The sequence below is a fragment of the Candidatus Pelagibacter sp. genome, from assembly GCF_052049815.1.
In the GTDB taxonomy this organism is placed as follows: Bacteria; Pseudomonadota; Alphaproteobacteria; order Pelagibacterales; family Pelagibacteraceae; genus Pelagibacter.
Map to the genome: position 1 here is coordinate 1 of NZ_JBNGZG010000095.1, position 1,136 is coordinate 1,136.

Consider the following 1,136-nt stretch of genomic DNA (forward strand, 5'->3'; position numbering starts at 1 on the left):
GTTTACCGATTGCTTATTATTTATCAAATCTATTTAGCAATCATGAAATTATAGAAAGAATTCTAACAAGAGAAAACGTTCTTAAATATGAGGGTATTGATTTTGAAAGTGCAAGAATTGCAATGTGGGATTATTCAATAAAATTGATTTTGGAAAACCCTTTTTTTGGAAAGGGTCCAGGTAGTTATTATATTTCAAGTTTTAACGATATGATGGTTGGAAACCTACATAAATTATTAGTACATTCTCAACCTCATAATATTTTATTTCAATTTTTATTGGAATGGGGTTTTGTTGGTACTATTCTTATTTTTATATTATTTTTAAGGCTATTTTTTTTATCTATTAAAAATTTAATACAAAAAAAATTATTAGTTATTGTCCCATTTTGTTTGAGTTTAATTTCACTTTCAATACATAGTTTAGTAGATGGAACATTTTTTCATCCCACTTTTACTTTTTATATAGTTGTTTGTATAAGTATTCTATGTTCTGAAATTCATAAAATTAATCAACACTTGTAAAATTATAAAATTAAATTAATAAGACTTATTTATGTTAAAAGATATTTTAGTAAATGCTTCCAATCATATAATCGGAAATAAGTTTAAAATCAAAATTTCACTTGCAACAATTATTAGTGGGGGTCATATTTTAATTGAAGATCTACCAGGAACTGGAAAAACTACTTTTGCAAAATCAATTACATCCTCATTAAATTTAGAATTTAAAAGGATTCAATTTACCTCAGATCTCTTACCTAGTGATATATTGGGTTATACTTATCTTAAAAATGATAAATTTGAGATAAATAAAGGACCAATTTTCTCAAACATTATACTAGCTGATGAATTAAATCGAGCTAGCCCAAAGACACAAAGTGCTTTTCTAGAAGCTATGGAGGAAAAAACAGTAACTATTGATAAGAATACCTTTAAATTACCTAAACCTTTTTCAATAATAGCTACACAAAATCCTTCAGATTTATCAGGAACATCGCTACTTCCTGAATCACAATTAGATCGTTTTTCAGTATCTTTTTCTTTAGATGATTTAAATTATGAAGAAAGGATCCAAATTTTAGATAATACAAAAAAAATTGATTTTAAAAATAATGAAAATTTTGATTTTATTAA

Annotated in this window: 2 protein-coding genes; both read left to right on the forward strand. The window is 24.8% G+C overall.

Features of this window, described 5'->3' with window-relative positions; genetic code table 11:
* A partial coding sequence (locus ACTT9D_RS07395; RefSeq protein WP_440931138.1) for an O-antigen ligase family protein occupies positions 1-524 on the forward strand: 524 nt, incomplete at its 5' end.
* 31 nt (positions 525-555) lie between these two features.
* The coding region (locus ACTT9D_RS07400; protein WP_440931139.1) for an AAA family ATPase at positions 556-1,136 on the forward strand (581 nt) is incomplete at its 3' end.